The following is a 21,845-nucleotide window of genomic DNA, read 5'->3' as shown; positions in this document are numbered from 1 at the left end:
CCTGTCCAGAATCACGCCGACTTGAGTAGACAGGTTCCGCAGGCCCTCGCAATGTTGATCTTGGCCACCTCAGGCGGCCGGCTTGCAGCGTCGATCAGCTGCTTTACATCGTGGCTGGCACCGTAGCGACGGACCACACCGATGAACTCCTCGACGTCGTGTCCACGCATCTCGAGCTTGGGCATGCCGTCCTGGGTGAACTTGGGTGCGCCGTACTGATCGGTCGCCTGGGCGATGTGGTACAGCTCATGCTCGACCAAGGCGCAGAACTCGGCGTCGGTGCACTGAGCGCAGTAGTTGGCGGCCAGGGTAATGAGGAACTGGGGCTCTTCGCCGAACCACTCCCGCATCTGCTGCTCTTGGCGGGCCTTCTGCCATCCGCCAGCGCGGTGCATGACCTGTTCGGCCTGACCGAGGACCGTGCGGCCCTGTTTGGCGAACGAGTGGGATGCCCACAGCACCTGGATGCTGGCATCCAACAGGTGAGCGTGGTCGGGGTTATGCAGGCTGCCAGTGTCGGCGAGTATCTCGGTGTTGATCCAGTCCCACACCTCAGGCGCTGGGCGCAGGGTGAGGAAGATGTGGTCGAGCAAGTCGGACGGCGGGGCTGGTCTGTTCATGCCTAACCCTCTGGCTGCTCCAGCAGCACGTCAATCAGCTTTTGCTCGGCCAGCCTGAACAGCGCCAGGGCTTGCAGGTCATCGGCGACCGGGCCGAACCCGAATATCTCGACCTGGCCCGCGGGGCTCCGCATGGCCAGAACGCCAATGTTGCACACCGGCAGCTCCCTGCTATCAAGCTGATCAGCAATCTGGCGTAGTGTCTTCGATGCGCCGCGCCAGCTCTCACGCTGAAGCTCGACCACCTTCACGCAGTCACCATCTTGTGCGTCTCTGCATGGGCGTGGCCGTGTAGCAGGCCAACCAGCAGCCCCTGCGGAAGGCCAGCCTCTTTCGCGGCGTCAATGGCCTTTGCCAGGGCGGCATCGAAATCGGTGACCGCGCCGATGATCTCTAGGCTCACTGGAAGCTCATGACGAATACGGCTGACATTGCTCATGGGGACTCCCGCGCCACGAAACGGCGCATGTCGATATTGTGGCGCGCTCATGGTGAGACTCGGCTGAGGGCCTCGTCTGCCTTGTCGGCCCCTGGGTGGCGGTGGTTGCGGCCTTCGAGGCCTTGGCGACGGCGGTACCGGTCTGGCGCGCCAGCTCATCCAAGCGCAGGTCGCGCTGCTCGGTCGTGGCGTCGTAGGCCTTGCGTACCTCAGCGACCTGCTCTAGGTAGGTCTTGGCCAGCGTCCACTGCGCCAGCTGGTAACCGCCGAAGCCGCCACCGACCACCAGCAGCAGGGCAATGACCCACACCTCAACCCGGCGCCACCAGCGGCGGGCCATGAATTCCCATGCGCATCTGTCCATCACCGGGCACCTCCAAGTTGGGCACGTAGGCGCGAGATCTCCTCGCTCTGGCTGGTGACCTTCTTGGTCAACTGCTCTACCTGCCGGGTGAGCATCAGGATGTTGCCCTCAAGCTTCCCCATGGATCGGTTCAGCTCATTGCGCTCTTGGGCGAACTGATCGGCTCGAGCTTCGGCCAGTTTGCGAGCATCGCGCTCGGAATCGAGCAGCTCATTGAGCCGGCGCACGGTGCCGATATCGGCGCTATCCATGGCGCGATCAGCAGCGTCTTTGGAAAGGAAGCGGCGAAGCCAAAGCAGGCCGCCCAGCAATACAGCGCCCGTTCCGCCCAGCCAGGTGGCTGTGCCTGGGCCGAGGTCGGTCGGATCCATTGAGTGCTCCATAAATGAAAAAGCCCCGCACGATGGCGAGGCCTGAAAATGAGCCATCTCCAGGCCCCAGCTGATCAACTGGGGCCTGTTGCTAACATTATCTATCAGGACCTTGGTGGCGTCGAAGGCCCCAGCTGGTTACCAGATAACTCCACCTGACCTGTACACGAGACAAGAGCCGTATATCCTTTGTCTGGGGCATTAACAGAAACCATCCATACATTCGGTGCTTTTTCATACTTCTCATCCGAAAGAATTTGAACGGCACTGCCTCCGAATTTAGGGTAGGACTTATCAAAGTGAGCACGAATTGATTTTTCTAAAAAATCTCTTCCTGCTTGCGGGCAGGACTCAACCTTCTTGTTTTCGCACCCGGCTAGAGCTAAGAGCATTGAAGCTATGAATACAGTTTTTGCAGAGTACATTTTCCCTTCCTTAGCTTGAATATTTGGCTACCGTGCCAGTGAACCCTAATTTATAGTCAAGAAATTTATCTAATCACATGTAATGCGGCCCCATTCTTGCCAGAGCCTTATGTCGTATAGCGGGTTGCAAGCTGGACACGCTGCTATGAAAACAGGAGTTTCTTCGCTCGTACAGATCTTTTTTCGCCGCCTCTCTGGATTCTTTGAGCGCCCAATCTATGCAAGCGGTACTGGTTCATAGGGTCTCTCTCCCCCCACCTCAGGCCGATCCGCATGCAAGCTGCGCGATCGCCTAGGCTGCCGGTGTTTTTCACGTCGCGGCACTACCGGCTTATCCGCGTCCAGGTCCCCTCTCGGGCCACCCTGGCAGTGGGTCTCTGCACATTCATAAGGCAACAAAAAACCCGACGCGGTGGCCGGGTTTAATGCGATGAAACCATGGCCCGCGCTGTGACGCTGCACGAACTCAAGCTGCTCAACACCAAGTACGTTCGCAGCGCGACGGCCCGCAACGAGACCAGCTACCTGCGCCGCCTGGCCGAGGCCTACGAGGCGCGCCAGGTCGAACTCAAGACCAAGCCAGCTGATCAAGGAGCCGCCGCATGAGCAGCCTCTACGAGCTGACCGGTCAGTTCAAGGAGCTGGCCGTGCTGATGGACGGCGCCGATGAAGACTTGGCGATCGCCGTCCGCGACACCATGGGCGCCATCGAAGCTGAGTTCAACGACAAGGCGCTGGCCGTCAGTCGGGTGATCCTGAACATGGACGGCGATATCGAGGCAGTCGACGTCGAGATTGCCCGGCTGGAGGAGCGGAAGCGGCTCCTCTCCAACCGTAAGGGCCAGATCATCGACTACCTGCGCGAGAACATGGAGGCCGCACAGATCACCAAGATCAGCTGCCCGCTGTTCACCATCACCCTGGCCAAGGGGCGGAACTCGGTTGTCGTCGATGACGAGAAGCTGCTGCCGGATGACCTGGTGTCGGTCAAGGTCACCACCACCCCGAACAAGAAGGCCATCGCCGACCAGCTCAAGGCCGGCAAAGAGATCAAGGGCGCGCGCCTGGAGCGCGGCAAGTCCTCAGTGCACATCAAGTAAGGAGGTCCCATGGCCCGTGGAGTAAACAAAGTCATCCTGGTCGGTACCTGCGGTCAGGATCCAGACGTCCGCTACCTGCCGAACGGTAACGCGGTCACCAGCTTGAGCCTGACCACCAGCAAGCAGTGGACCGACAAGCAGTCCGGCCAGAAGGTCGAGCGCACCGAGTGGCACCGCGTCTCGCTGTTCGGGCGCCTGGCCGAGATCGCCGGCGAGTACCTGCGCAAGGGCTCTCAAGTGCACGTCGAGGGCAAGCTGCAAACCCGCGAGTGGGAGAGGGACGGCATCAAGCGGTACACCACCGAGATCATCGTGGACATGCAAGGCAGGATGCAGCTGCTCGGCGGGCACCAGGATGATCAGGGTGGCGGTCAGCAGCAAGGTCGCCAGCAGCAGGCGCGGCAGCAACAACGACCCCAGCAGCGTCAGCAGCAGAGCCAGAGCTATGGGCACCACCAGCAGAGTCAGCAGGGCACGAACGGCCCAGACTACGACAGCTTCGACGACGACATCCCCTTCAAGCCGCTCCATCACCTCTCAGGTGCATAGCCATGAAGAAGCGAGCCCCACGCCTCGAACACCCCACCGCCTACTACCAGGGCCGCGCCGATCGCCAAGCGGGCCGGTGCCGCCTCTCCCAGCCCTACGGCCACCTCACCGTCGACTACGGCTGGTGGCTCGCAGGCTGGAACGACAAAGACATGGAGATCCAGCTTGAACAGGAAGATACACCGCGCCCTGCAATTGCACAGGCGGCGTGACCAATTCACCATGCCGCCCAGCGGCTTGAAGGAGGCGCCGCATGGCGATGGAACAGGCCCAGCGCGACCGGCGCAGGCGAGAGAAGTCGGCAAGGTTGCAGGAAGAAGACCTGCGCTCGAAGGTTCGACCAGGGACTAAGCAGGCCCTGCTGGAGCTAACGGAATGGGCTGGACTGGAGGAGTAGGCTGGCGCGCTGCCGCTCCTGACACCTCCGCGCCACGAGATCACGGTGTCACCGGCTGCGGCGCGGAGGCTTGAGTCTTTCCGATTAAAGCAAATCTTGGGTTTAAGCCCTAGCTGCCAGAGTGAGTAGGCGTTTCCACTACTTTTTTAAGCACGCCCATGAATATCTTGATGCTCATCATATTGTCGCGATCACCCCCTTCGATAGCGAAGCTGTCAGCAAGGTCACCTTCACGATCAACGTTAAAGCGAGCAATCTCAAACTGCTTACCATTGAGATCTTTAGCAGTAACTACTACCTCTCCACGCCCTTGCCCATTTATAGCCAATGGGGAAATCAGCATGGTAAACGGCCTGCTCAGCACTGCTCCAGTGAAGCCGCGGTCGTCCGGAAGTTTCTCGATAGTTACCAATCCTCCAAAGTTTTTTTCGGACAGCAGCTTCCAGTGCTCAAGCCGATCCAGAAAATTCGCTCGGGCATGGCTGAAGTCGCGGGAAATTTGGCCTATGTACCTAACGAATTCATCCGGATTTTGCTGAAAGTCCATACTCACATACCTTCTTTTAGTTAATGGCGCTCGACTGAGCCAACACTTGATAGCCCATCCCAGACCAAATTGCCACCATACCAAGACAAAGGGAGATCTGCTTAGGGTAGCAAATGAAGTCAGCTATTCCATCCCAATATGGCAAGCACCTTTGCTCTTACCCTTTTCTCTGTAGTCAGGTCAAAAGGATCTTCAACTAGGACTAGCACCTTGCTCTCGGGAAATTTGACGGAATCCCAAGCTGGCTGCGGCCAGCTGAAAGCAGTGGCGTGAATCGGATCATCTGCACTTCTCGCCAGGGCCACCTTTTGATGCGACGTGAAATCAATTCCATCCAGCTCAGCTTCTGTAACGATCAAGATCATTTTGGATTGCCTCAAGGTTGGCTTGAGGCATAAACATGCGCCCACAGATTTCAAATCGCAACCTAATTATTTTCTTAACACACTGATTTTATTGATCAAATATGATCAACGAAATCAGAATTTCATTACGAATTTTGTCAAGAAATTTATTTTCCCCTAAAGAAATTACGCCTCCCTGGCAAGGGCGGCGCCTGCACGCATGGAGCAAGCCATGGACCAGCACCGCGTCCTGGTGGGCGACTGCATTGACATGATGCGGACGCTGCCGGGCCAGTCAGTGCACACCTGCACCACCAGTCTTTCTACCGCAATGTCATCTGTAGATCTGGCGCTACGACCCGCATAGCCAAACCGGCCAAGTACACGTCTGCGCTGACTTTTCGATTTCTTGACGCTCTCGTTCCTCACGAGCTTTTTTGATTTCCGCCTGCCGAGCAATCTCGCCCCCGCGCATATACATTTCTATGATCTTGTCATCTCTCTCTTGCTCCTCGGCCGACCTGCCAAACTGAAAAGAGCATCCTGAAATTACTGCAACAGCGAGCAAAGAAACAACAATTTTCACTAAATCACCTCGAATCCTTGTTCAGGTGCTCAAGCATATCCAATGCGGCTGCTCGGTGCTCGCTCAAACTTGAAGCGACCGCGCCGCGCTCAAATGCCAATTCTCCTTCAACGATAACGCTTGTCCGGCGAGGGCGGCGCCTGCACGCATGGAGCAAGCCATGACCTACACACTTCACCTTGGCAACTGCATCAAGGCGATGCAGGCTATGCCTGAGAACTCGGTCGATAGCATTGTCACCGACCCGCCTTACGGCTTGAAATTCATGGGAAAGCGCTGGGACTACGATGTGCCCAGCGTCGACACTTGGGTCGAGTGCCTGCGCGTGCTAAAGCCCGGTGGCCACCTACTGGCCTTCGCCGGCACCCGCACCCAGCACCGCATGGCCGTCCGCATCGAGGACGCTGGCTTCGAGATCCGCGACATGATTGCCTGGGTCTATGGCTCGGGCTTCCCGAAGTCGCACAACCTGGACGGCGAATGGCAAGGCTGGGGTACTGCACTCAAGCCCGCGCTGAAGCCGATCACCGTCGCCCGCAAACCGCTGATCGGTACTGTGGCGGCAAACGTGCTGGCGCATGGCACTGGCGCGATCAATATCGACGCGTGCCGCATTCACTCCGTCGACTCGCAAGGCTATGCCTACACGGTACAGCGCATGGCGCCAGGCGCCGACCAGAACAGGACAGGCAAGACTCATCAAAGCGGCGTGGCCTTTGAGGGTCATACGAAGGATGGTCGCTGGCCCGCCAACCTGATCCACGATGGGAGTCCTGAGGTGATCGGCGAGTTTCCCAATGCGCCTGGACAGCTTGCAAACGTGAGCACGAATAGCAAAGCCCGCAAGACACAGAACACCTGGGGCGCCATGAAGCGCGGCCGCGGCGATGAGCCCTCGGCAGACAGCGGTAATGTTGGCCAGGTCGGCTTTCGTATGAAGCCCGGCGAGCGCCGCATGGACTCGGGTAGCGCGGCCCGGTTCTTCTACTGCGAAGGCCAGCCGCGCAGATCGAAACGATGGGCTGCACTCTCATGAACAGTCGGCCGTAGCAGCCCACGCCACTATGCGAGAGCGCGAGCAAGCAGACTGGCCCAGACGCAATGGCAACCACCATCCCACGGTCAAGCCCACCGACCTGATGGCCTACCTCTGCCGACTGGTCACGCCGGCCGGCGGAATTGTGCTGGACCCGTTCATGGGTAGCGGCAGCACTGGCAAGGCGGCCATGCGTGAAGGCCTCAAGTTCATCGGCTGCGAACTGTACCCCGAGTACTTAGCGATCACAAAGGCTCGCATTGAGCATGAGCAGGCCAGGGTCGCAGCACAGCATGAAAACGCTTGCGGATTGCAGCTGAGTCTATTCGGTAGATGAGCTACTTACTCATACTATCAAAAGCTGCGCAACCTCCTTTAATCGCCGTGCATACACCTGCGCTCGAGCACCGCCCTCAATTTGTGCTTTAAGATAAGCGCCAACGTCCTGAACCTCTCGAACACCACGACCCAATTCATGGTTAGGTGTGCCTGGCCCCTGCTCTATGTTGGCCAAGGCGAGATTCATGATTCTTTTTGACCCTGTACTCTGGTGTGCAATACAGTTGCGTATAGTTCTCGACGTATCTATGAGTCGTTCACTTTCAACATCGAGCTTGTTGATATGATCTGCATGCGCCTTCACTAGCCACTTCCTAGCACGATCTTTCATGTCAGCGCAGTTTTTAAAGGTTGTATTCCAACCAGTTGGATCAATTGCTTCTGCAAGCTCATCGAGGGTAAGGTGGGAAGGACGAGTAAAAGTAACTCTATCAATAAGCCACTGACTGTGCTTGTCTTTCTTAATCGCCTTTTTTGCCTCACTCTCAAACTTAGTATGGAATTGTGTAAAATCTCGATTTAGATAAGCAATAAATAGATCAGAAAGGAAACATTCAAAATCAACAAATACCTGATGAAGCAAGCTCTTTGACATCAAGCTCGTATCAAGCTTTACATTAGAACTGCCTTGTAGAGCCAAAATAACACGCTCGTAGTGCGCAAGAGCCGCATCAACTTGGTTAATAAATGCCGTGCATACGTCTTGGGGATTTACTTTTCTCATGGATTCCATTCCTTAGGCTACCAACCCAAGATTATTCCAAAAGCTGTGACTATTCAACAACAGACATAGCCATTCTGAATCGTCTAGCCTATTCGGCGTATGTTTTTCTGAAGAAACTCGCCCCCACCTTCAACCAACATCTACAACAAGGCGGCTATATGCCGCACGCCAATGCGTGCCGTCGATACCTGCCTTCGCACCTTGCAGCCGAACGGGCTATACCAAACTCAGGGCTTCTCCGGAGGTTACGTCATCCACCACGGCGCCGACGGTAAGCCTTTCACCAAGACCGAGCAGGTGCACATGTGTGGCAACAGCGTCAGCCCGCCGCCCATGGCGGCTCTTGCTCAAGCCAATGATCCATGGCGTGCAAGCTGTTTTAAGACAAATGCAGCCTAGCCGAGCACCGAAATTTTTCAGTACCAACTAATTTTAAGATATTTCACTAAGAGCAAATCGACATTGCTCTTCAAGCTTTTTGTAGAGACCCTGCACTTCCACCACCCCCTGACTACTTACCTTATAAAGCTCAGCCAGATTACCCTTAGGCTTCCCACATGAAATATTTATCATGGAATTTATCAACTCTCTGACTTTTTCCTCGATACATGCAGGACAGGTACTAAATCTCATTAGCTCTTTCTTACTGAGGGTGGACTTTAGCAGCCCCCAGCAAATCTGCATTTCACCTATATGAACAAACCATTCCTGTTGCGCGGCGTAAGGGAAATTGTCAGCATTGAAAAGATCAGAATCAATTCCACTTTTTACAGATTCTGAAAAACATTCCCTGACAGAAAAAACATACTTACCAAGCGCCGACGATTTAAATAAGTATCCTCTTAACTCCAAGATGACTTCATACTTCTTTTGGAAAACATACTGCCTACGCCAGTTATTAACTGCAAAAAACGCAAAACCAGAAGCTAGAAAGGTTGAAATGCTTGCAACACAGCTCAAAACATCAGTTATTTGCATTTTAAATCCAAAATTAGTTTTCTTCAAATTTAGCAGATAAACTATGCCTTCTAAAATATATTATGCCTCTGTAAGCCTGCGCGACCTCTACATCAAGTTCAACCCGCTAGGCCTGGATGATCACGACTTGGCGGTCGACGGCGACGGCTTCGAGCATCCGGCCACGCAAAATGACTTCACCGCGTTTCGGGCCGGGTATGAGGCGACGCGGGAGACCCAGCACGCCCTAGCTGAGCCGGTAGGCGAAGTAATCGCCTTCGGCTTTGGCCTGCACGAGGTTTCATGGGCGAAGGGTCGCATGCCCGCTTTAGGCACCAAGCTCTATACCCACGCCAACCCTGCCGAGGTTGAGCGGCTGCGCCAGAAGGTCAGCGACCTGACGGTGTCGGGTCATCAGGAATACATGCGCTGCGAGAAGATGCGCGCCCAGCTGGCCGAGGCGCAGGCGCTGCTGCGCGAGGCAGCTAAGTCTCCATGGCTATACGACGTGCGGGGCAGTATTCGCGGGTACCTATCCGCCAGGGCAGAGCCGAGCGCGCCGGTTGAGATCGACGAACCGGTTTGCAAAGGCGCCTGGCAGCTGGGCACTGCGTGCGGCAAATGCTAGCGCTGCAAGGAAAACTCGCCCACCTGACCATAGGAGTACACACGTACTCCAGCCTTATCACTCCCCCCTCTATTCACTGCCGCACTGTGGCAGTAAGGACTCCCCATGCCCATCGACAAGCCAAAGCTGAAGATGCTAGCCGAGAGCGCTATGCACGCTTATAACGACCTCAGCACCAAAGGCGGCAGCGCCTGCCACATCGCCTGGACTCGGACTTCGTATGAGTTCTATGAAGCTGCCGACCCAGCAGCGGTTCTGGTCCTGTTACGCGAGATCGATCAGCTCAAGGCCGAGAATAAGCGCCTGAGTGGCCTGAAGCCCGAAGCGCCACTACGCACACCAGGCGACAATGGCCTACCCCGCTACGGCCTCCGCTGGAACGGCCCACAACAGCCTATCGCAGTACCGATGGACGATGGCTATTGGACGCCCTGGCACCTGGCAGATCGTCTGCGCGAAGACCGTGACGGCCTGCTGGCCACCGGCGCTCACACGCTGTAACGCCGTCTTCCCGCCCTAAATCACCCAACTACTGACCTGCCGCCGTCGGCGGCGTGGAGATCATCCATGGAAACCGAAGTACTTTCCGATGAAGAATTGATAGAGATCACCGGCTACAAACCCAGGGCCTACCAGCGTCGCTGGCTGAGTTCGCGCGGTTGGCATTTTGTCGAGAGCAGAGGCGGCCGCCCCCTGGTCGGTCGCCAGTACGCACGCCTCAAGCTAAGCGGCGCCGTTGTCGACCTGATGCCGATCACACCGCCATCGCTACCGAAACCCGCTTGGACACCAGACTTCTCACGAGTGAAGTGAAATGCGACCCAAAAGTAACGAGAACCGCGATCTGCCACCGGGCATGTACCGGCGCAAGCGAGTCAGAAAAAGCGGCAAGGTATGGGTCGGGTATTACTACCGCGACCCAGTAGGTAAGGAAATTCCTCTCGGCACCGACCTTTCCAGAGCAAAGCTCAAGTGGGCTGAACTGGAAGCCAAGTCAGCGCCGGTCGAGCTGACGACCATGAAAGGAGTTTTCGACCAGTATGAGAAACATATCGTCCCCAAGAAGGCGCCTCGAACCCAAAAGGACAACCTCTATGAGCTCAAGCAGCTTCGGGCGGTGTTCGACCCTGCCCCCATCGATGCGATCACTCCATCGATGATTGCCCACTACCGCGACTCTCGCTCAGCCAAGACCCGAGCGAACCGGGAAATAGCGCTGCTCTCGCACGTGTTCAACATGGCCAGGGAATGGGGTCTGACTGTGAAGGAAAACCCCTGCCAGGGCATCAAGAAGAACAAGGAGAAGCCGCGCGATTTCTATGCCAATGAGACCGTGTGGCTCGCAGTGTACGAAGAGGCTCCAGAGAAACTGAAGGACGCGATGGGCCTGGCGTACCTGACTGGCCAGCGGCCGTCGGACGTTCTGTCCATGCGCAAGGATGATGTGGAAGGGAGCTATCTGCTGGTCAGCCAAGGCAAAATCGGCAAGCGGCTGAGGATCATCCTGGAGGTGAACGGTGTGCATAACAGCCTCGGGACGCTGCTGGAGCGCATAAAACTGCGCACGCAGCAGCATGTCTCGCCATTCTTCATCTTGAACGAGCACGGCAAACGCATGAGTTGGGGATGCTGCGTAATCGCTGGAGCGATGCGCGGGAGGCGGCCAGGCTCAAGGCCCTCGACGAGAAGAAGTCTGACTTGGCCAACCGTATTGCCCAATTTCAATTCAGGGACATTCGGCCCAAGGCCGCTTCGGAGATCAACGATGTGGCAGAAGCGAGCCTGTTGCTGGGGCATTCCAAAGAGGGAATTACCGAACGGGTGTACCGCCGCGTGGGGGCCATCGCCAGCCCCACAAAGTGACCGAGTTTTGGAACCCATGCCGAAAAGTTTCGGAACGCTTGGCTTTCTAACGCCCAAAGAAAAACCCCGCAGACCAAGATCTGCGGGGCTTTCGAATATGGAGGCCGAGGTCGGAATCGAACCGGCGTAGACGGATTTGCAATCCGGAGCATAACCACTTTGCTACTCGGCCTCAAAGTTGGATCAGGCCAGCATTCGCTACCCCTCACCTCGAACCGCTCGACTTCAGAAAGCCTGCTGCGTTTCGATGGGCGCCATTATGTCCGCATTCGAGCCACCTTGCAACCCCCTCCCCTCAAAAAATTTCCAGGAGGTTCAAGGTCTTAGCGCAGACGGCTCAACTTGCTCCACAGCCCCACCAGCGCATTCTCCACCGAACCGCTGGCAGCCATGCCGATGCGCTCCTGCAGGCTCTTGCGCTGGGCGTAGTGCAGGTGGAAAACGCCGGCTTCGCGAGCGCGGTCGTTGAGGTACTCGTCGCTGGTGCGCAGCTCGTCGACCAGTTGGCGATTGAGCGCGGCCACGCCCAGCCAGACTTCACCCGTGGCGACTTCGTCGATGGACAGCTGCGGGCGGTAGCGGGACACGAAGTCCTTGAACAGCCGGTGCGTGACGTCCAGGTCTTCCTGGAACTTCTCGCGGCCCTTTTCGGTGTTCTCGCCGAACACGGTCAGGGTGCGTTTGTATTCGCCGGCGGTCAGCACCTCGACGTCGATGTCGTGCTTCTTCAGCAGCCGGTTGACGTTGGGCAGCTGCGCCACGACGCCAATGGAGCCGAGGATGGCAAAGGGAGCGCTGATGATCTTGTCGCCGATGCAGGCCATCATGTAGCCGCCGCTGGCCGCGACCTTGTCGATGCAGATGGTCAACGGCACGCCAGCCTGGCGTATGCGTGCGAGCTGGGAGGCGGCCAGGCCGTAGCTGTGAACCAGGCCCCCGCCGCTCTCCAGGCGCAGTACCACTTCGTCGCGCGCGGTGGCCATGCTCAGCAAGGCGGTGATTTCATGGCGCAGGCTTTCGGTGGCCGAGGCCTTGATGTCGCCATCGAAGTCCAGGACGAATACGCGGCCTTTGTCCTCGGTGCTCTGCTGCTTCTTCTGTTTCTTCTCGGCCTTGGCCTTGCGCTTGCGCAGGGCCTTGAGCTCGGCCTTGTCGAACAAGCCGGCTTCGAGGCGATCGCGCAGGCCGTCGTAGAACTGGTTCAGTCGGGTGACCTGCAGGTGCCCGCCTGGCTTGCGGCGGCCTTTGCTGCGCAGGCCGGCGATGGCCGACAGCACGATCAGCAAGGCGATGACCACGGTCGCGGTCTTGGCTAGAAAGCTTGCGTATTCGGCAAGAAACTCCACGGTGACTCCTCATTGAAACCTGCGCCCTCACGGCGCGTCAGGCCTGCCAGCATACCGCCGCGCCTGGCGCCTCGCCAGCGGCCTGCACGGCGTGCAGCAGGTTCAAACGACCTTTTCAAACGCTTGTATGTTTTTCCGTTGACAGCCTTCGAGCCGCACCCTACCCTCGGAGCGTTTCAGCCCCTCGAGGGCGAACGTTCGCCATCTGCACCTTCGTACCTCCACGACAAGGAAAACGCCATGACCTCCGTAGCTGATGCCGTGAAAAAGATGCAAGAGAAGTTCAACCCAGCCGCTGCCCAAGGGCTGGACCTGGTGTTCGGCTTCAATGTCACCGATGAAGACAAGCATTACGCCCTGATCGTCAAGGACGGCACCTGCCAACTGCAGGAAGGCGAGAACCCGGATGCCAACTGCACTCTGGTCATGGACAGCCAGACCCTGAAGGACATTGTCAGCGGCGAGCTCGATGGCATGCAGGCCTTCATGGGCGGCAAGCTGCGCGTCGAAGGCGACATGATGCTGTCGATGAAGCTGGGCGAACTGTTCCCGAGCTGATTGCACGTGCACTAGACACGCGCTCGCGCCGAGCCTTGCGCTCGACGAAGCATGCCGACACGCGATGGCGCCCGACCTTGGTCCGGCGCCATCGTTGCGTCAGTGCATGGCGTGGCCGTGATCGGCGGAGGTGGTCAACGCACGCACCGGTGCCTTGACCTCGATGACCTGGCGCTCGCCTTTGTCATCCTCGACCGTCAAGGTCAGCGGCACTTCGGTGCCCTCCTTCACCTGGGTATTCAGCCCCATCAGCATGACGTGGTAGCCATTGGGGTCCAAGCTCACCGCCTTGCCGGCAGGCAAGGGCAAGGCGTCGACCTTGCGCATGCCCATGATATCGCCCTTCATGGTCATCTCGTGTACCTGCACGTCCTTGGCCACCGGCGAAGCGACGCTCACCAGTGTGCTGTCGGTGCTGGCGGTCAGCGTCATGAACGCACCGGTGGACGGTTGGTGCGGCACGGTGGCGCGCACCCAGGCATCGCTGACCGTGGTGTCGGCCAGGGCTGGCAAGGCCAGACTGGCCAGGGCCATGGCCAGGCCACGCGCAAGAACGGAACGGGAAACAGGCATCAGCAGATCTCCATCAGGGTAAGCAGGTCTTCGGTGCATTCCTTGGCATTGAGCGAGTGCGACAAGCTCAGGCGCAGCGTGCCACGGGAGTCGTAGACATAGCTGGTGGACGAATGGGAGATGGTGTAGGTATCCCCTTCGGCCACCTTCTCGTAGAACACCTTGAATTCCTTGGCCACCTCGGCGATTTCCTCCGGGGTGCCAGTCAACGCGGTGAAGGACGGGTCGAACGCCTTGACGTAGGCGTCGAGCACCTCGGGCGTGTCGCGCTCCGGGTCCAGGGTGATGAACACCACCTGAAGAAAGCCCGCGTCACGGCCCATCAACTTCTTGATCTGCATCGCACGCGCCAGCGTGGTCGGGCAGACCGCCGGGCACTGGGTGAAACCGAAGAAGATCATCGGCATCGAGCCATAGAAGCTGGACAGGGTGCGTACGTTGCCCTCGGTGTCCTTCAGGCGGAACGAGCGACCGAGGATCTCGTTGCTCATGTTCTTGCCGTACTTGAACTCCAGGCCACGGGCCGGGCTGCACCCGGCGAGCAGGCCAAGGCCCAGTACGCCCATCCCGGCGACGAGCGTGCGCCGGGTCAACAGATCATTCATGGAACCATCCTTTACAGGGAAGGTGCCGGCCCTCGGGCAGGGCCAGACGACGACGGGCGCATTCTGGCATGGCCCGGGGTGCGCTTCCACCCAACGACGGGCCATCGGGCTCCAGCCCTTGAAATACGGCGTGCGGCCTGTTGTCGCAGCCCTTGAATCAGTAACATTTTATTGCTAGCCAAGGCCTATATCGGACGCCTGCCCACGCATCGGCGCTTTCTGCAGCACGTCGCTCAGTGGCCTTGCGCGCTAGCGTCGAGCGCCTGCTTCAAGGCTTCGGCCTCGGCGTATGCGTCTTGCGACACCAACGTGCCGCGATCCAGGCGCATGAGCAGCACCTGAGCATCCGGCACGGCGTAGCGCTCGACCACCCTGCCCTGACGATCGAGCATGACCCGGTAGGGGTAGCCGCGCATGGCCGGGATGGCGAACAGGGTGCTGATCACGGCCGGCATGCGCTCGATGTCGGCGACGAAGACAGCGCCCCGGGCCTCGAGGTAACCGGCGCGCTGTTCGGCCAGGGCTGCCTTGACCAGCCTGGCGCCTTGCATGTCACGCGCGACCAGCAGCACGCGCGTGTCCGGCGTGAGGCTATAGGGTCGCTCGTGCTGATCGAGCAGGGTCCAGGGGGCCAGCCGGTCGCCGGGGTCCAAGGCATGGGCCAGGCCCGGCAACAGGCACATCAGCAGCAGCAACCGTTTCAAGAGAAGGACTCCAGCGTGTCATGAAGGCCGACAGGATAACCGAACCGATCGTGTCGGCGCGCGCGGCATGACGCCCTGCCCCGGTCGCCTCCAGACACGTGCCTGCCGCAGCGCCCGGTTGTCTTTCCCAAGGCCGGCGAGCACACTCATCGGCGCCAGCCTGTCCAGGGAGCCCGCAGTGCCCACCATTCGCCAGTTCAGCAAGAAAGCCAGCACCACCAACATGGTCAGGCTCAAGCCGGCCGCGGCCGATGTCACGCCGTCCTATGGCGTGGGCTTCGTGCTGCTGGAGCATTTCTCCATGGCCAGCTTCACGGTGGCCATGGACGTGCTGGTCACGGCCAACCTCCTGCGCACCGACAGCTTCCGCTTCTCGCCACTGTCGCTGGACGGCGAGCGTGTCCTGAGCGACCTGGGCCTGGAGCTGATCGCTGGGGAGCTGGAGCCACGTGCCCTGCGGGACTTGGATCTGCTGGTCATCTGCGGCGGCCTGCGCACGCCCTTGAAGTACCCGGAGCTGGATCGACTGCTGGTGGACTGCGATGCCCATGGCCTGCACCTGGGCGGGCTGTGGAACGGCGCCTGGTTCCTCGGCCGGGCCGGGGTGCTAGCCGACTATGGCTGCAGCGTGCATCCCGAGCAGCGGGCCAGTCTTGCCGAGCGCAGCCCACAGACGCGCATCACCCCGGCCAGCTTCACCCTGGACCGTGACCGACTGACCGCCGCCAGCCCCAACGGCGCCATGGAAATGATGCTCAGCCTGGTGCGCCGCCTGCATGGCGACGGGCTGGCCGAAGGGGTCGAGGAGATCCTGTCGTTTTCCGGTGCACGTTACCGCCAGGTCGGCCCAGGGGCGAAGAAGTCCATGAGCCTGCACCTGCGCACCATCGTCGAGCTGATGGAGAACAACCTCGAAGAGACGCTCAGCCTCGACCAGCTGGCGGCCTACAGCGGACGTTCGCGGCGGCAGATCGACCGCTTGTTCCAGGCACAGTTGGGCACTTCCCCGCGCCGCTACTACATGGAGCTGCGCATTACCAAGAGCCGCAGGCTGCTGCAGTATTCGGACCTGTCGGTGATGGAGGTGGCGGTGGCGTGTGGGTTCGTGTCGGTGTCGCACTTCAGCAAGTGCTATGCGGCGTACTTCGGCTATCCTCCGTCGCGGGAGCAGCGACTGGGCGAATGACCCAGCCGCCGTGCCGAACGATGGGAAGGTGGGCCCTCTCGAGCGCACCTTCCCGCTTCGCGTCAGGCAGGCTTCATGATCAGCACGCCCAGCGGTGGCAGCTGCAAGGTCAGCGACAGGGGCTGGCCATGGGCAGGCACCGCCTCGCTGGCCACCGTGCCGAAGTTGCCGATATTGGAGCCGGCGTACCCTTCTGCATCGCTGTTGAGCACCTCTTGCCAGTGCTCGCCGAACGGCACCCCGATGCGATAGCCCTCACGCGGCACTGGCGTGAAGTTGGCCACCACCAGGACCGGCTCGCCCTCGCTGCTCCAGCGCAACCAGGCGAACACGCTGTTACGCGCATCGTCACCCACCAGCCATTGGAAGCCTTGAGGTTTGCCATCCTGCTCGTGCAGCGCCGGCAGCTCACGGTACAGACGGTTGAGGTCGCTCACTAGGCTTTTCACGCCCTGGTGGTCGGACTGCTGCAGCAGGTACCAGTCCAGCTGATTGTCGTGGTTCCACTCACGCCACTGCCCGAACTCGCAGCCCATGAACAGCAGCTTCTTGCCGGGGTGGGTCCACATGTAGGTGAGGTAGGCCCGCAGGTTGGCGAACTTCTGCCAACGATCGCCAGGCATCTTGTCGATCAGCGAGTGTTTGCCGTGCACCACTTCATCGTGGGAAATCGGCAGCACGAACTGTTCGGAGAACGCATAGTGCAGGCTGAAGCTCAGCTCGTTGTGGTGGTAAGGGCGGTACACCGAGTCGTTCTGGATGTAATGCAGCGAATCGTGCATCCAGCCCATGTTCCACTTGTACGAGAAGCCCAGCCCCCCTTCCTGGGTCGGTGCGCTGACGCCCGGCCAGGCGGTGGACTCTTCGGCGATGATCAACGCGCCTGGCGCCTCGTAGGCGGCGATGCCGTTGAGGTGACGCAGGAAGTCGATCGCCTCGAGGTTTTCACGGCCGCCGTAGCGGTTCGGTACCCACTCGCCGTGCTTGCGCGAATAGTCGCGGTACAGCATCGACGCCACGGCATCGACGCGCAGGCCATCGATGTGGAAGTGCTTGAGCCAGTGCAGCGCCGAGGCCACCATGAAGCCACGGACCTCGTTGCGGCCCAGGTTGTAGATGAGCGTGTTCCAATCCTGGTGGTAACCCTCGAACGGGTTCTCGTACTCGTACAGGGCCGTGCCATCGAACCGGGCCAGGCCATGTTCGTCGGTGGGGAAGTGCGCAGGCACCCAGTCGAGCAGCACGCCGATCTCGGCCTGGTGACAGGCGTCGATGAAGGCTGCGAAGTCCTCGGGCGACCCGTAACGCGAGGTCGGGGCGAACATCGACAGCGGTTGGTAGCCCCAGGAGCCGCCAAACGGGTGCTCCATGATCGGCAACAGCTCGATGTGGGTGAAGCCCAGTTCCTTGACGTAAGGCACCAGGCTGTCCGCCAGCTCGCGCCAGTTGAAGAACCCGGACACATCCCCGGCTTCGTCCAGCTTGCAGCGCCAGGAGCCGGCATGCAGCTCGTAGATCGACAGCGGCTGGTCGAGGCCGTGCCGCTGGCTGCGCTGCGCCATCCAGGCCTGGTCTTGCCACTGATGGCCGAGCGGGCCGGCGACCTTGGACGAGGTACTGGGCGGCAACTCGGTGGCGCGCGCCAACGGGTCAGCCTTGAGCGGCAGGACGCCGTCCTTGCCAAGCACTTCGAACTTGTAGGTCTCGCCCACGCCAAGCCGTGGCACGAACAGTTCCCAGACACCGGCTTCATGACGAATGCGCATGGGGTGGCGACGACCGTCCCAGCTGTTGAAGTCGCCCACGACCGACACGCGGCGGGCATTGGGTGCCCAGACCGAGAAACAGACGCCGTCCACGCCGTCGACCTGGGTCGGCTGTGCACCGAAGCGGCCGGCCAGATCGCGGTGGTTGCCCTCGGCGAACAGGTGCATGTCCATCTCGCCCAATTGCGGGCCGAAGCTGTAAGGGTCTTCGGTCACCTGCTCGCCACTGGCCCAGACGATGCGCAGTTGATAGGCCGGTGACTGCTCCAGGTGAGCGAAGAACAGGCCCGGCAGCGAGGCCTGGTGCATGTCTGCCAACACACGACCGTCATCGCGCGCGATGACCTGGGCCCTGAGCGCGTTGGGCAGGAATGCGCGCACCCAGGTGCCACCTGCGCCATCGCCGTGCGGGCCCAATACCGCGAACGGGTCGGCGTGCTCGGCGCGAGCCAGAGCGTCGAGGTCCCGTCGCTCGAGGCCGCCGTTGTCACGCGTGCTTGCATTCATTTATGACTCTCCCCAGGTACTGATCAGTCCATGCAGGCCGTGCAAGGGCACGGCCAGCCAGCTTGGCCGGTTTTCGGCTTCGTAAGTGATTTCGTAGGCCGCCTTCTCCAAGGTGAACAAGTCCAGCGCCGCGCGTTCGCCACTGCCTTGAGTCCAGGCACGGGGCAAGTCGGTGGTGGCTTGGCCATACGCCTCGAGGAACGCGTGCCGTGAATGATGCAGGTACTGCCGGGCAACCCGCTGCCGCGCTTGCTGCGCCGCCTCGGACAGGTCCACGCCAGAGCTGCCGCGCAGCAGCATGGCAGCAGCATAGTCGAACGAACGCAGAACGCCGCCGACATCCTTGAACGGGCTGAGCTTGGCCCGCCGCTCGTTCAAGGGTCGGGAAGGCTCGCCTTCGAAATCGATGAGGTAGGCATCGCCTTGGCGCACCAGGACCTGCCCCAGGTGCAAGTCGCCATGCACGCGGATCAACAGGCCACCCTGCGCTTGGTCGGCCAGGGTCTGGACGTTCTGGAGCAGCCCTTGGCGTTGCTGCTGCAGGTCGTCGACCAACGCCTGCGCGTCACTGTCCAGTGCATCGCGGTGCTGGGCGAGCAGGTCGAGCGCATGTTCGAGTTCCGCAGCGATCTGCCGGCCCCATTGCTCACTGTCCTGCGAGGTGCTGGCGCGTGGCGCGAAGGCCTCGTCGTCGGTGGGCTGGGCCAGGTGGGCGTGCATCTCGCCCAACCGCTGGCCGAACAACGCCGCGAAGTCTTTCAGTTCGGCCAGTGCGTTGGCACGGCCTTCCCGGTCGGTGACGCTGGGTTCGAGTTCGTCACGGATCGCTCGCTCCAGCGTATCCTGGGTCCACGTCCAGGCATCACCCTGGTTGCTCAGGTAACCCTGGGCGATCATCAACAGGTGCGGCTGCTGCGCGTCCACCCGTTCGACCCAGGCCAGAAGCGGCGAGATGTTGGCAAAGCCCGCAGCGGTCAGGTAGGCGCTCATTTCCAGTTCAGGGTGAATGCCGCCGTTGACGCGACGAATCAGTTTGAGCACGAGTTTGTCGCCGACCACCACTGAGCTGTTGGACTGCTCGGCCCCCAGGTAGCGCACCGAGCTTTCGGCGTTCAGGCCAAGGCCGGCCAGGGCTTCGGTGGACTCGAAGCGCAGTTCGCCAGCGCTGCTGGGCAGGCGCTTGTGGTCCTGACAGGCCTGCAGCACGGCACGCACGAACGGCTCGAGCACGAAGGCATCGGTGATCAGGCCGACCTGGCCCTTGCGGCGTACCCGCGACAGCGCCAGTTGCTGCGGCAAGGCCGCTTGCACCTGGTCTTCGGTCAGCAGGCCGAACGGCAGCTGATAGTGGCTGACGGTGCCGTTGCTGGTGACCTCGAGCTCGCTGAGCAGCACCGGCGTGGTGGCCGTATTCAGCCGCACGCCGTAGCGCAGGCGGACCTGGTCGAGCGGCCCTTCCTTGCCGGCGAACCACCGCCGCTTGGGCAGGTACTGCGGCAGGATGCTGTCCTGCAGAGCGTCTCGGGAGGGGCTGTCGAGCAATTCTTCCATGCGGGCTTTCAATACCAATGTTGTCAATTCGGGTAACCCCTCGGCAGGTTCGACATGCCAATGCGGCATGCGTTCGCGGGGCGCCAGCAGGAACCAGTAGAATCCGTACGGCGCCAAGGTCAGCAGGAACGGCAGTTGGCCGATCGGTGGGAACGCGCTGCCGCCGAGCATCTCCACCGGCACCCGTTCGGCATACGCCGACAGGTCTAGTTCGGCGGCCTGCGCCGCACGCGAGACGTTGGCGACGCACAGAATGGTGTCGCTGTTGCCCTGCGCGTCGGTGTACTCGCGCAGATAGGCCAGGATGCGTCGGTTGCTGGGCGACAGCAGCGTCATCGTGCCGCGCCCGAACGCCTTCTGCTGCGCCCGGACGGCCAACAAACGGCGGTTCCAGTTGAGCAGCGAATGCGCATCGTGGGACTGCGCCTCGACGTTGATGGTCTGGTAGCCGTACAGCGGGTCCATGACCGGCGGCAGCACCAGGCGCTGGGGTTCGGCACGCGAAAAGCCGCCATTGCGGTCGGACGACCACTGCATGGGCGTGCGCACTCCGTCCCGGTCACCCAGGTAGATGTTGTCGCCCATGCCCAGCTCATCGCCGTAGTACAGCGTTGGCGTGCCCGGCATGGACAGCAGCAGGCTGGTCAACAGCTCGATGCGCCGGCGGTCGCGTTGCAGCAGCGGTGCCAGGCGTCGGCGGATGCCGAGGTTGATGCGGGCGCGGCGGTCTTCGGCGTAGTGGTTCCACAGGTAGTCGCGTTCACGGTCGGTGACCATCTCCAGCGTCAGTTCATCGTGGTTGCGCAGGAAGATCGACCACTGGCAGTTGGCCGGAATCGCCGGTGTCTGGCGCAGGATGTCGGTGATAGGGAAGCGGTCTTCCATGGCCAGGGCCATGTACATGCGCGGCATCAGCGGGAAATGAAACGCCATGTGGCATTCGTCGCCGTCGCCTTCGCCGAAGTACGGGCGCGTGTCTTCCGGCCACTGGTTGGCTTCGGCCAGCAGCATGCGGTCCGGGTAGTGGGCATCGATCTCGGCACGGATCGCCTTGAGCACCTTGTGGGTCTCGGGCAGGTTCTCGTTGTTGGTGCCGTCACGCTCGATCAGGTACGGGATCGCATCCAGGCGCAGGCCATCGACCCCCAGGTCGAGCCAGAAACGCATGACCCCCAGGACCGCCTTGAGCACTTGGGGGTTGTCGAAGTTGAGGTCCGGTTGGTGGGCGTAGAACCGATGCCAGAAGTATTGCTTGGCCACCGGGTCCCAGGTCCAGTTGGAGTGCTCGGTGTCGAGGAAGATGATCCGCGTACCGTCGTACTTCTGATCAGTGTCCGACCAGACATAGAAGTCACGCGCCTTGCTGCCGGGCTTGGCATGCCGTGCGCGCTGGAACCAGGGATGCTGGTCGGACGTATGGTTGATCACCAGCTCGGTGATCACCCGCAGCCCGCGCCTGTGCGCTTCGGCGATGAAACGCTTGGCGTCGGCCAGCGTGCCGTAATCAGGATGCACGGCCTTGTATTCGGAGATGTCGTAACCGTCATCGCGCCGTGGCGACGGGTAGAACGGCAACAACCACAAGGTGTTGACGCCCAGCTCGGCGATGTAGTCGAGCTTGCCGATCAGGCCGGCGAAATCGCCGACACCGTCGTTGTTGGCGTCGAAGAACGATTTCACATGCAACTGGTAGATCACCGCGTCCTTGTACCACAACGGGTCATCGATGAAGGCTGCCGGGCGAGAACGCTTGGCCATGT

28 protein-coding genes, 1 tRNA gene and 2 pseudogenes are annotated in these 21,845 nt (G+C 60.3%); 14 read left to right on the top strand and 17 right to left on the bottom strand.

Features of this window, described 5'->3' with window-relative positions:
- Nucleotides 1-11: 11 nt before the first annotated feature.
- The 6 genes from G7Z99_RS09740 to G7Z99_RS09715 form a co-directional block, all read right to left on the bottom strand.
- Complete coding sequence (locus tag G7Z99_RS09740; RefSeq protein WP_181093496.1) at nucleotides 12-620, bottom strand: putative metallopeptidase; 609 nt, start codon at nucleotides 618-620, stop codon at nucleotides 12-14.
- Nucleotides 621-622: 2 nt separating this feature from the next.
- Nucleotides 623-871: a hypothetical protein gene (locus tag G7Z99_RS09735; RefSeq protein WP_181093495.1), complete on the bottom strand. Its 249-nt coding sequence runs from the start codon at nucleotides 869-871 to the stop codon at nucleotides 623-625.
- Entirely contained in the window at nucleotides 868-1,059 is a 192-nt protein-coding gene (locus tag G7Z99_RS09730) for a hypothetical protein (RefSeq protein WP_181093494.1), read from the bottom strand. The genes G7Z99_RS09735 and G7Z99_RS09730 overlap by 4 nt, the downstream gene beginning before the upstream one ends.
- Nucleotides 1,031-1,423, bottom strand: a complete 393-nt coding sequence (locus G7Z99_RS09725; protein ID WP_258196992.1) for a hypothetical protein — start codon at nucleotides 1,421-1,423, stop codon at nucleotides 1,031-1,033. The genes G7Z99_RS09730 and G7Z99_RS09725 overlap by 29 nt, the downstream gene beginning before the upstream one ends.
- The gene (locus G7Z99_RS09720) at nucleotides 1,423-1,794 is read right to left on the bottom strand and encodes a chemotaxis protein (protein WP_181093493.1); all 372 of its coding nucleotides are present in this window, start codon (nucleotides 1,792-1,794) and stop codon (nucleotides 1,423-1,425) included. Before G7Z99_RS09720 ends, G7Z99_RS09725 begins: the two co-directional genes overlap by 1 nt.
- 104 nt (nucleotides 1,795-1,898) lie before the next feature.
- Nucleotides 1,899-2,219: a hypothetical protein gene (locus G7Z99_RS09715; protein ID WP_181093492.1), complete on the bottom strand. Its 321-nt coding sequence runs from the start codon at nucleotides 2,217-2,219 to the stop codon at nucleotides 1,899-1,901.
- 438 nt (nucleotides 2,220-2,657) lie between these two features.
- On the opposite strand from G7Z99_RS09715, the gene G7Z99_RS09710 reads away from it, so the two are divergent.
- The 5 genes from G7Z99_RS09710 to G7Z99_RS20000 are packed head-to-tail and all read left to right on the top strand — an operon-like array spanning nucleotide 2,658 to nucleotide 4,265.
- Nucleotides 2,658-2,825 carry a hypothetical protein gene (locus tag G7Z99_RS09710; RefSeq protein WP_181093491.1) on the top strand — a complete coding sequence of 56 codons (168 nt, stop codon included), beginning with the start codon at nucleotides 2,658-2,660 and terminating at the stop codon, nucleotides 2,823-2,825.
- The gene (locus G7Z99_RS09705; RefSeq protein ID WP_181093490.1) at nucleotides 2,822-3,319 is read left to right on the top strand and encodes a siphovirus Gp157 family protein; all 498 of its coding nucleotides are present in this window, start codon (nucleotides 2,822-2,824) and stop codon (nucleotides 3,317-3,319) included. The genes G7Z99_RS09710 and G7Z99_RS09705 overlap by 4 nt, the downstream gene beginning before the upstream one ends.
- 9 nt (nucleotides 3,320-3,328) lie before the next feature.
- Nucleotides 3,329-3,868: a single-stranded DNA-binding protein gene (locus tag G7Z99_RS09700; protein ID WP_181093489.1), complete on the top strand. Its 540-nt coding sequence runs from the start codon at nucleotides 3,329-3,331 to the stop codon at nucleotides 3,866-3,868.
- Nucleotides 3,869-3,870: 2 nt separating this feature from the next.
- Complete coding sequence (locus tag G7Z99_RS09695; RefSeq protein ID WP_181093488.1) at nucleotides 3,871-4,080, top strand: hypothetical protein; 210 nt, start codon at nucleotides 3,871-3,873, stop codon at nucleotides 4,078-4,080.
- 41 nt (nucleotides 4,081-4,121) lie between these two features.
- Nucleotides 4,122-4,265, top strand: coding sequence for a hypothetical protein (locus G7Z99_RS20000; protein ID WP_308812288.1), 144 nt, complete (start codon nucleotides 4,122-4,124; stop codon nucleotides 4,263-4,265).
- Nucleotides 4,266-4,374: 109 nt separating this feature from the next.
- Here the strand turns inward: G7Z99_RS20000 and G7Z99_RS09685 are convergent, their stop codons facing one another.
- On the bottom strand, nucleotides 4,375-4,812 hold the full coding sequence (locus G7Z99_RS09685; RefSeq protein ID WP_181093487.1) for a hypothetical protein: 438 nt from the start codon (nucleotides 4,810-4,812) through the stop codon (nucleotides 4,375-4,377).
- A gap of 119 nt (nucleotides 4,813-4,931) precedes the next feature.
- On the bottom strand, nucleotides 4,932-5,177 hold the full coding sequence (locus G7Z99_RS09680; protein WP_181093486.1) for a hypothetical protein: 246 nt from the start codon (nucleotides 5,175-5,177) through the stop codon (nucleotides 4,932-4,934).
- 725 nt (nucleotides 5,178-5,902) lie between these two features.
- On the opposite strand from G7Z99_RS09680, the gene G7Z99_RS09675 reads away from it, so the two are divergent.
- Together G7Z99_RS09675 and G7Z99_RS19995 are read left to right on the top strand one after the other, a co-directional pair.
- The gene (locus G7Z99_RS09675; protein WP_308812287.1) at nucleotides 5,903-6,778 is read left to right on the top strand and encodes a DNA methyltransferase; all 876 of its coding nucleotides are present in this window, start codon (nucleotides 5,903-5,905) and stop codon (nucleotides 6,776-6,778) included.
- Between the two features lie 28 nt (nucleotides 6,779-6,806).
- The gene (locus G7Z99_RS19995; RefSeq protein WP_308812286.1) at nucleotides 6,807-7,115 is read left to right on the top strand and encodes a site-specific DNA-methyltransferase; all 309 of its coding nucleotides are present in this window, start codon (nucleotides 6,807-6,809) and stop codon (nucleotides 7,113-7,115) included.
- 9 nt (nucleotides 7,116-7,124) lie between these two features.
- Here G7Z99_RS19995 and G7Z99_RS09670 read toward each other — a convergent pair whose 3' ends face one another.
- Entirely contained in the window at nucleotides 7,125-7,841 is a 717-nt protein-coding gene (locus G7Z99_RS09670; protein ID WP_181093485.1) for a hypothetical protein, read from the bottom strand.
- Nucleotides 7,842-8,006: 165 nt separating this feature from the next.
- Between G7Z99_RS09670 and G7Z99_RS19855 the strand changes: the two are divergent.
- A pseudogene (locus G7Z99_RS19855) lies at nucleotides 8,007-8,240 on the top strand (DNA cytosine methyltransferase); the annotation flags it as partial.
- Between the two features lie 33 nt (nucleotides 8,241-8,273).
- On the opposite strand, the gene G7Z99_RS09665 reads toward G7Z99_RS19855, so the two are convergent.
- A complete protein-coding gene (locus G7Z99_RS09665) occupies nucleotides 8,274-8,819 on the bottom strand; it encodes a hypothetical protein (RefSeq protein WP_181093484.1) in 546 nt (181 codons plus the stop codon).
- A gap of 43 nt (nucleotides 8,820-8,862) precedes the next feature.
- Between G7Z99_RS09665 and G7Z99_RS09660 the strand changes: the two genes are divergently transcribed.
- The 4 genes and pseudogenes from G7Z99_RS09660 to G7Z99_RS09645 all read left to right on the top strand — a co-directional run bounded on the left by G7Z99_RS09660 (nucleotide 8,863) and on the right by G7Z99_RS09645 (nucleotide 11,289).
- Nucleotides 8,863-9,426: a hypothetical protein gene (locus tag G7Z99_RS09660; RefSeq protein ID WP_181093483.1), complete on the top strand. Its 564-nt coding sequence runs from the start codon at nucleotides 8,863-8,865 to the stop codon at nucleotides 9,424-9,426.
- A 105-nt stretch (nucleotides 9,427-9,531) separates the two neighbouring features.
- Nucleotides 9,532-9,927, top strand: coding sequence for a hypothetical protein (locus G7Z99_RS09655; RefSeq protein ID WP_181093482.1), 396 nt, complete (start codon nucleotides 9,532-9,534; stop codon nucleotides 9,925-9,927).
- A 66-nt stretch (nucleotides 9,928-9,993) separates the two neighbouring features.
- Complete coding sequence (locus tag G7Z99_RS09650; protein WP_181093481.1) at nucleotides 9,994-10,239, top strand: DUF4224 domain-containing protein; 246 nt, start codon at nucleotides 9,994-9,996, stop codon at nucleotides 10,237-10,239.
- A 1-nt stretch (nucleotide 10,240) separates the two neighbouring features.
- Nucleotides 10,241-11,289, top strand: a pseudogene (locus G7Z99_RS09645) (tyrosine-type recombinase/integrase).
- A gap of 98 nt (nucleotides 11,290-11,387) precedes the next feature.
- Here the strand turns inward: G7Z99_RS09645 and G7Z99_RS09640 are convergent.
- Nucleotides 11,388-11,461 (bottom strand) — tRNA-Cys (locus G7Z99_RS09640).
- Nucleotides 11,462-11,612: 151 nt separating this feature from the next.
- The gene (gene sohB / locus G7Z99_RS09635) at nucleotides 11,613-12,635 is read right to left on the bottom strand and encodes a protease SohB (protein WP_181093480.1); all 1,023 of its coding nucleotides are present in this window, start codon (nucleotides 12,633-12,635) and stop codon (nucleotides 11,613-11,615) included.
- A gap of 240 nt (nucleotides 12,636-12,875) precedes the next feature.
- Here sohB and G7Z99_RS09630 point away from each other — a divergent pair, with 240 nt between their 5' ends.
- Entirely contained in the window at nucleotides 12,876-13,193 is a 318-nt protein-coding gene (locus tag G7Z99_RS09630) for an SCP2 sterol-binding domain-containing protein (protein ID WP_181093479.1), read from the top strand.
- A gap of 99 nt (nucleotides 13,194-13,292) precedes the next feature.
- Here G7Z99_RS09630 and G7Z99_RS09625 read toward each other — a convergent pair whose 3' ends face one another.
- The 3 genes from G7Z99_RS09625 to G7Z99_RS09615 all read right to left on the bottom strand — a co-directional run bounded on the left by G7Z99_RS09625 (nucleotide 13,293) and on the right by G7Z99_RS09615 (nucleotide 15,054).
- Nucleotides 13,293-13,766, bottom strand: a complete 474-nt coding sequence (locus G7Z99_RS09625) for a copper chaperone PCu(A)C (protein WP_181093478.1) — start codon at nucleotides 13,764-13,766, stop codon at nucleotides 13,293-13,295.
- Nucleotides 13,766-14,371 (bottom strand): SCO family protein, encoded by a 606-nt coding sequence (locus G7Z99_RS09620; protein ID WP_181093477.1) that lies wholly within the window; start codon nucleotides 14,369-14,371, stop codon nucleotides 13,766-13,768. Before G7Z99_RS09620 ends, G7Z99_RS09625 begins: the two co-directional genes overlap by 1 nt.
- Before the next feature lie 233 nt (nucleotides 14,372-14,604).
- On the bottom strand, nucleotides 14,605-15,054 hold the full coding sequence (locus G7Z99_RS09615) for an FAD/FMN-containing dehydrogenase (protein ID WP_181093568.1): 450 nt from the start codon (nucleotides 15,052-15,054) through the stop codon (nucleotides 14,605-14,607).
- A 199-nt stretch (nucleotides 15,055-15,253) separates the two neighbouring features.
- Here G7Z99_RS09615 and G7Z99_RS09610 point away from each other — a divergent pair, with 199 nt between their 5' ends.
- On the top strand, nucleotides 15,254-16,261 hold the full coding sequence (locus G7Z99_RS09610) for a GlxA family transcriptional regulator (protein ID WP_181093476.1): 1,008 nt from the start codon (nucleotides 15,254-15,256) through the stop codon (nucleotides 16,259-16,261).
- Between the two features lie 62 nt (nucleotides 16,262-16,323).
- On the opposite strand, the gene glgB is transcribed toward G7Z99_RS09610, so the two are convergent.
- Complete coding sequence (glgB, locus tag G7Z99_RS09605; RefSeq protein WP_181093475.1) at nucleotides 16,324-18,534, bottom strand: 1,4-alpha-glucan branching protein GlgB; 2,211 nt, start codon at nucleotides 18,532-18,534, stop codon at nucleotides 16,324-16,326.
- The gene (gene treS, locus G7Z99_RS09600) at nucleotides 18,535-21,843 is read right to left on the bottom strand and encodes a maltose alpha-D-glucosyltransferase (RefSeq protein WP_181093474.1); all 3,309 of its coding nucleotides are present in this window, start codon (nucleotides 21,841-21,843) and stop codon (nucleotides 18,535-18,537) included.
- Nucleotides 21,844-21,845: the final 2 nt, after the last annotated feature.

Source organism: Pseudomonas entomophila (assembly GCF_013523165.1).
GTDB classification, from domain to species: Bacteria; Pseudomonadota; Gammaproteobacteria; order Pseudomonadales; family Pseudomonadaceae; genus Aquipseudomonas; species Aquipseudomonas entomophila_A.
Note: the sequence above shows the minus strand (reverse complement) of the source record. Positions and strands in the feature narration are given on the sequence as shown.